Source organism: Synechococcus sp. H60.1 (assembly GCF_047462335.1).
GTDB lineage: Bacteria > Cyanobacteriota > Cyanobacteriia > Thermostichales > Thermostichaceae > Thermostichus.
In genome coordinates this window covers 1-6,941 of record NZ_JANSJA010000192.1, presented here as the reverse complement: position 1 = coordinate 6,941, position 6,941 = coordinate 1, and the positions used below count along the sequence as shown (strand labels likewise).

The 6,941-nt window shown below is 61.4% G+C and carries 5 protein-coding genes; 1 reads left to right on the top strand and 4 read right to left on the bottom strand.

What is annotated here, in order from left to right; translation table 11 throughout:
- Positions 1-105: 105 nt before the first annotated feature.
- The 3 genes from NW852_RS09855 to NW852_RS09845 form a co-directional block, all read right to left on the bottom strand.
- Positions 106-792: a glycerophosphoryl diester phosphodiesterase membrane domain-containing protein gene (locus tag NW852_RS09855; RefSeq protein WP_414426691.1), complete on the bottom strand. Its 687-nt coding sequence runs from the start codon at positions 790-792 to the stop codon at positions 106-108.
- Positions 793-888: 96 nt separating this feature from the next.
- Positions 889-2,187 carry an FAD-dependent oxidoreductase gene (locus NW852_RS09850; RefSeq protein ID WP_414370523.1) on the bottom strand — a complete coding sequence of 433 codons (1,299 nt, stop codon included), beginning with the start codon at positions 2,185-2,187 and terminating at the stop codon, positions 889-891.
- A gap of 30 nt (positions 2,188-2,217) precedes the next feature.
- A complete protein-coding gene (locus NW852_RS09845) occupies positions 2,218-4,311 on the bottom strand; it encodes a hypothetical protein (RefSeq protein WP_414426690.1) in 2,094 nt (697 codons plus the stop codon).
- 348 nt (positions 4,312-4,659) lie between these two features.
- Between NW852_RS09845 and NW852_RS09840 the strand changes: the two genes are divergently transcribed.
- Positions 4,660-5,013, top strand: a complete 354-nt coding sequence (locus NW852_RS09840; protein WP_414363740.1) for a DUF6464 family protein — start codon at positions 4,660-4,662, stop codon at positions 5,011-5,013.
- Here NW852_RS09840 and NW852_RS09835 read toward each other — a convergent pair.
- Positions 5,010-6,464 (bottom strand): BCD family MFS transporter, encoded by a 1,455-nt coding sequence (locus tag NW852_RS09835; RefSeq protein WP_414370525.1) that lies wholly within the window; start codon positions 6,462-6,464, stop codon positions 5,010-5,012. The two genes, NW852_RS09840 and NW852_RS09835, sit on opposite strands and share 4 nt — an antisense overlap.
- Between the last annotated feature and the right edge of the window lie 477 nt (positions 6,465-6,941).

Here is a 6,941-nt window from a genome sequence, read left to right as displayed (position 1 = left end):
GGGGGTGGTCGCGTGAGCGGCGCGGAGCGCTTGGGCTGACTTCCCCTGGGAGAGGGGCCGGGGGTGAGGGCTCCCCTTTTTTGCCATCCGAGACAAACGCCGCAATCAGGAGGCCGCTTGCCCCTTCAAGTGCTGCAGGGATCGGAACAGGAGCACGATATAGGTCCAGGCAAGTGGCGTAACTGCTACCCCCCCGACCACCCCAGGCACCAACCCAAGCACAGTCCCATCAAAGCCGAGGATCGAACCTAAGACTCCTGCAAAAACAACAAAGACAAAAAAGACAACAGCCAAAATCAAACCTGGAACCACAAGAGCCCAAAACACGCCCCACCAGCGGCCCTTGACAAGGTTCCAACTGTAGCGCAGCCCTTCTGTAGCTCCTCGATTTTCCAAGGCAATGGCACAAGGGGTAAAAACCAGCCTGACTCCCACGTAAATGCCAGGAAGGATCAAAAGGAGGGAGGCAAGGAAAGAGAGGAGTCCTACTAAGATGCTGCCGAAAACCAGAGGCACTGCCTTCGAAAGGGCCCGGTCGAGGCTGTTGCCCAGCAGGGGAGCTTGCCGCTTCAGGTGCTGATCCACCAGCCAAAAGGCTGCGCCAGCCAGGATGGGAGCAACAATTAGGCTGTAGGCCAAATTGAGGATCCCCCCAAAAAGTGGGATCAGCTCTGCGACGATGGGAATGACAAAGCCGGGAGAGGCCAGGATCAACAGCGGCCCATAGACGGGGCCTACAACTTCAAACGAGCGCTGCAGAAGGAAAAACGGGTTAAGAGTAGCACTTTGCATGGCAGAGGGATCCCTGGGGTAGACACCCTCTACATACCACACCATCCCCCTTTTTGGGCTGAGAAGGGGATTAAGCAAGTCAAAGTCTGGGTCTTGCTATACAGCAGATTTTTGTAAAATCCAGGCCGCCGCTTGTTCGCCGCTCCGCAGGGATCCCTCGATGCTGCTCTGGTGGGTGTATTCTCCAGCCCAGAGAAGGCCCGGCAGGCCACTGCCGGTGGGAACCAGGTGCTGCTGAAAACCGGGTGGCTGGACAAACTGGGCAAAAGGGATCCGATACACCCGCAGCAGGCGCAATCGTTCCAAGGGGGCTTTGGGAAAGTAGGCCTGCAGCTCGGCCCGGCAGGCTTGGGCCAGCTCCTCGTCGCCCAGAGGGGGATCCCCCAGCACCGTCACCGAATAGAGATGCTGACCGGCAGGAGCCAGCGCCGGGCTGAGGCGGGTGAGCTGCACCCAGTGGTTGATCCAGCCTTGGCCGCTGGCGTTGAGGTACAAGTAGGCACCGCGGGCCAGGGAAAAGGGGGCGCAGAAATAAAGGCAGGTCACTGCTCGTCCCTGGCTGGGGATGGGCACAGCAGCTTGAGGGCAGAGCTCGGCCTGCCAGGCTCGCGCTTGAGGGGCATCGGTGGCACAGACCACCCATTCAGCAGGGATCTCCTCGCCCTTGGCGGTGCGGATCCCGCGCACTTTTCCCTCTTCCACCAGGATGCGCTCCACCGAGGTTTGGTAGCGGATCTGCTCTGGGGCAAGGTGGCCGGCCAGTTGGCGGACAATCTCTCCCATGCCCAGCGCCGGGGTGACGATGGCTCCTTCGGCCATCATCTTGAAATAAAAGGCAAAGAGGCGGGCGCTGCTGGCCAGATCCGGATCCAAAAGAATGCCGCGGAAAAAAGGGTAGAAGAAGTGCTGGCAGATCTTTTGGGAAAATCCGTACTCCTCCAGGAACTCTCGCACTGAGCGGTCAGATCCCCCCAGTCCTTCCTGGAAAACCTGTTCTGGGGTGCGCCGCGCCAGCTCCGCCCGCAACTGCAGCACCTTGAGCTTGTCGCCAAAGCTGGCCAAGGGGTTGAAGAGGGAAGGGACAATGCTGGTCGGATCCCGCAGGGGATCCCCCAACAGCCAGCAGCGACCGGGTTGGGCCAGCATCGCTCCCGGACGGTAGGGGCGGGGGTTAAGCTTGCTCAGATCCAGATGCCGCCGCACTTGGGGATAGGCGGTAAACAGCACCTGAAAGCCGCGATCCAAACGGAAGCCCTCCACCGCGTCGGTGCGCACCCGCCCGCCGGGGCCGTCGCTTTTTTCCAGGACTAGGACATCGCTCCAACCCGCCTGGCTCAGCACCTTGGCGCAGGTTAAGCCGGCCAGCCCTGCCCCGATAATGACCACTCTGCCCATGCTGCTGGGATCCCTTCTCCGTGGAGTATTTTACCTGGCTCGATTCCTCAAGGCTGAGTCCCCTTCTGAGGCAGGATGTTCTGGCCCCCAGATGCGAATGGCGCCATCGGCACCGCCGCTGAGAAGGGTTTGCCCGTTGGGGCCAAACAGCAGAGCACTCACCATCCCAGTCTGGCCGCCCAGGGTGCGCAACTCTTTGCCGCTGCCCAGATCCCAGAGTTTGATCTGCTGGGCGCGGTGATCGGTGCCGCTGGCCAGCAGGCGGCCATCGGGGCTGAGGGCAAAGGTGGCCAAGCCAGACAAGGGCTGGGCCAGAGTGCGCTCGAGGGATCCCGTGCCCACGTTCCAGATCCAGACGCCGGAAGCGCTGGCGGCGAGCAAGTGGCGGCCATCGGGGCTGAGGAGCACCTGCTCGATGGGGTAGTCGGCCTCCAGGGTTTTCAACAAAGCCCCGCTGCCGGGATCCCAAAGATGAACGGTGGGATCCCCGTTGGCGGCCACCAGGATCCAGGGCGGGCTCCTTTTTTCCGCCACCCCAGAGGGAGCGAAGGCCACCGCCGTAATGCCTGACCCCTGGGTAACCGGGTGGGCGGCGCTGTCGATGGTGCGCACCAACTGGCCATCCTCAGCTTGCCAAAGGCGAATGGTACGGTCGGCGCTGCCGCTGGCAATCCAACGGCCATCGGGGCTGATGGCGACGCTGTTGATCAGCTCGGTGTGGCCCTGCAACTGCAGCCGTGGCACCCCATCCCCCAGGGTGGCCAAATCCCAAACCCGCACCGTCTTGTCGGCCCCCCCACTCACCAAAAAGGTACCATCGGGGCTGATGGCCAGCGTCTCAATCGAGCCTTCGTGGCCTGCCCAGCTCTGCAGCAGTTGGCTGGCCTGGGGATCCCAAAAGCGGATGACACCGTCGTCTCCCCCGGCAACCAGGAGATCTCCATCCGGGCTGATGGCCAGAGCGGTGATAGCGGCGGGGCCTTCCAGTGTGGCCTTGAGCTGCAAGGACTTGGCCCAGTCAGCTAGGTTGAGGGCAGGGCTGGAAGAGGATAGGGATCCAGTCCTGGAGGGATTGGGCGGCTGCTCTGGGGAGCTGAAGCTTTTGAGCCCAGCGGATCCCAAATTTGCCCTCGTTCCCGCGGGCGGGACAGAGTCCCTGGGCATAATTGCCTTCTCTCCCCACAGGCTGAGGTTGGCCGCCAGTTGCCAGGCAGCAGCTCCGAGTAGCACCAGCAAAGCCGCCAGACTACTCCCCGCCCAAAGTGGTGGGATCCAGAAACGCGCCCGCAGTGATACCGAGGAACGCGGCGGCGTAGTCGGCTCCTGTAAGGGAGCGGCGGCAACAGGGTCGGGCAGGATCTCAGCGCCGGGAGAGACGCCCTCTGCCAGAGGCAAAGCCTGGAGAGCGGCCAAAGCTGCCGCTGCCGAAGCAAAGCGCTGCCGCGGGTCACAACCCACCAGGCAGTCCAAAAAAGCGGCAAAAGGAGCGCTGGTAGGAGCCAGATCGTGCCAGCGCAGCTCCCCCGTCAACGGGTCGCGAAACAGCTTGTGGGGCGGGATCCCTGAGAGGGCCTGTATGGCGATGAGCCCAAGTGCCTCCAGATCGCTGTCGGCAGCCTCGGGCCCAGAGTTGCAGCAGCCCAAGCCCAACACCACCCAGCGGCCATCCGCCCGGCGACAGATCAGGTGAGAGGGCTCTAGGTTGCAGCAGTTTACCCCCTCACTGTGTAGCAAGGCCAAGGTTTGCAGCACATCTTGCAAAAAGGCCCGCACCTCCGCCTCTGACCAGAGCTGCCCTTGCTCCGTGGCCTGGCGCAAGGCTTGCTCCAGGGTAGGCCCCTCGATCCACTCTTCTACCCAGTAAAAGCCCCCCTCCTCCTCAAAATAGGCCAGCAGGCGCGGGAGAGTGTCATGGGATCCCAGGCGTTCCCGCAGCGCCATTGCCTGTTGAAATCGCTGCCGGGTGGCAGAGGGCTCTTCCTCCTTGGGAGAGCGAGGTTGCCAACGCCTGATCACCACCCAGATCTGTTCGGGGCGATGGCCATCTTGGGCCAGGTAGGTTTGCCCGCTGGATCCCAGTTCTTCTAGGATCTGATAGCGGCCAGCCAAGGTTTGCCCTACCATAAGGACTCCGGTCGCTCCAGGCAGATGTGGCTCACCAGTGGCCTATCCTCAGCCAGGCTACCAATCTTTGCTTCTGACCCATAATGCCACAGTAAGAAAACGGGGTCTAAGGCAACCCCCTCGGCAAGAGATAAGGTCTCTGGCTACTCGAGGCGCAAGAGATGGAGGTAACCTCCCTCGGGAAAAAGGAGATCTAGATCAGGCGCGAGGAGCTGGGGCTCGATCCTCTCCCCAATTGGCGGCCCGCCCAAGGAAAATCCTCTACACTAAATAGAACCAGTACAGGCAAAACCGCGTCCATTCTATTGTTTGCCGGTCTGTTCTCCAGGCTGGCCTCCTTGGCACCTTATGTCTTCTGTCAACCCGGCCTTGCCCATTCAGTGGATCGATGCGGATTCGGGAGAGGTGGTGGAGGAATGTCCCTGGGAGAGCAGCCCCCATCCGGGTACCTACGTTCAACTGGCGGAGCAGCACTATTTGGTTTTGGAAAAGCGCCATTCCTATCAACTGCGGCAGGGCAAATATCACCTGTGCAGTATCCGCGCTCTCATTCGCCCAGTGAGCCCACCCCCTGAGGCCGGCCACTTTCTAGGGGATCCCTCCTGTCGGTTCAATGCCCGCTCGCCCCTGTTGCGCTGCGCCGTTAACCCCAACGGACCCTGCCAAGGCTGCCCCCACTACGAGCCGGCCCAGCGGCGCTAGCCCTCCAGGTCCAGCGCCAGCACCTCGGTCAGGGCGCGGCTGGTTTTCTCCCGGAACTCGGCTACGCTTACTCGTCCCAGCAAATACACCGCCAGCAGCATCACCGCCGCCTCCACCCCGAAGACGGTGGCGTAGGAGAGGACGGGGGAAGAGGGAAAGAGAATCCGCCCCAGATCCAGCAAGGCGCCACCAATGAGGGTAGAGAGCGCCTGCGACATGGCCTGGGCTAGGCCCCAGGCTCCAATGAAGGTGCCGGCGGTTTCTGCTGCCGTCAAGTCCAACATTAGGCTAATGGCGCCGTTGGTGGTGATCCCGGAAGCCAGGCCAAACAGGATCATGCACAGTTGCAACATCGCTGGCTCGCCCGTAAACCCTGCCAAAATGGTCAACCCAAAGGAGATCGCCACCAGCAGGCAGCCCAGCCGAGCCGTTGGCTGCTTGCCCAGCCTGGGCACGATCAGAAATCCGGTCACCACAATTCCCGCTAGAACGCCCAGGCTCCAGAAGGCGTTGAGCTGGGTACTTTGGGATACGGTCATGCCGAACACCTCGCCGCCATAGGGCTCCAGAACCGGCTGCTGGATAAACAGGCCCATGGTCATCAGAACCAAAAAGCCAAAGAAGATCAGGGTTTGGCGGCTGGCGGTGAGCACCTTGAGGGCCGTGCCCAGGGTGATCTGGTCTTCCCGCCCGGCCAAGGTGGAACGGGATCCATAGCGGGAATAGCGTTCTTCCACCCCCCAGGTGGCGATCACCCCCAGCAGGATCACCACAGCAGGAATAACAATGAAGAGGCGGTTGATCGTGTTCTGCAAGTTCTCGGGATCCAGGCCGCGCAGCAGCACTGCCGAGCCAATTGCCCCGCCGGCAATGCCCACCATCAGCATCGACCAGACGATCCCCACCAACTGGGAGCGGTTGTGCTCATCGGAAACATCCACCAGCAGCGCCGCAAAGGGCGTGGAGCAGGCGCTCAGGCAAAGCCCATAAAGAGCAAACATCAAGGCGGCGAGAGCAATCCAACCGTAGGTGGCCAGCGACCAACCGCTACTGGCAAAGCTCTGCCCCAAACCCCACACCACCTGCACGGCCAAGAAGATGCACAGGGCAAACAGCACCGAGCCCAGGCGCACATAGCCGCTGCGGTGCGTCCCAAACAAAGGCTTGGCATCGGAAAGCTGCCCAAACCAGACGCGGGCCGGGGAAACCAACTGGTGCATGGCCAGGGATCCCCCCACCACCGTGGCCGGGATGGCCAAGAGCTCCGGGTCAATCATGACTCGATTGAGCACTCCCAGGGTCAGCAGCGACATCATCCCCAGCCCCATCTGAAATAAGCCTAGGCGAAACATGACGGGCAAAGGCAAGGGGGGCGCCGAAGGCTGAGACTCTGAAGAAATGGCCGTGGCCGCAGACACGTTGACCTCAGGATCCCGTTGAATATTGGCCATGACCTGTGATGATTCATGCAAAAGCCCTACAGCTTTTTATGGTAGCCCAGGTAGCTGGGGATCCCGGCAAAGGGATGGGGTTGCCAAAAGCGAAACTGCCGCGCCGGCTCTCCGTAACCGGGTTATGGTCAGGGCATCGTTAAAGAAGGGAGCCTACTATATTGAAGGAAGCCCACATCCCCACCTTTTGGCTGCTGAGTTCGCTAAGCTGGATGAGCATTTCCCCGGCTGCTCTGCCGCTGATGTCCACTGCTTAGGCAAACCCTATGGATTTTCCGACGAGCCAGGATCCTTCCTCATCGCTGCCGCAATGGGCAGAGTACTTCGCTTATAGGCAGGTAATCGACCGGACAATCGCCATGACTAGGGATCCGCGGGCGTGATCCCTGGCAGCCCACTACGGGCTGGATATCGTTGAGCTCACCTGGGAAGATACCGGACGCCACAAGGGGTCTGCCCTCGGCCCCAACATCAGCG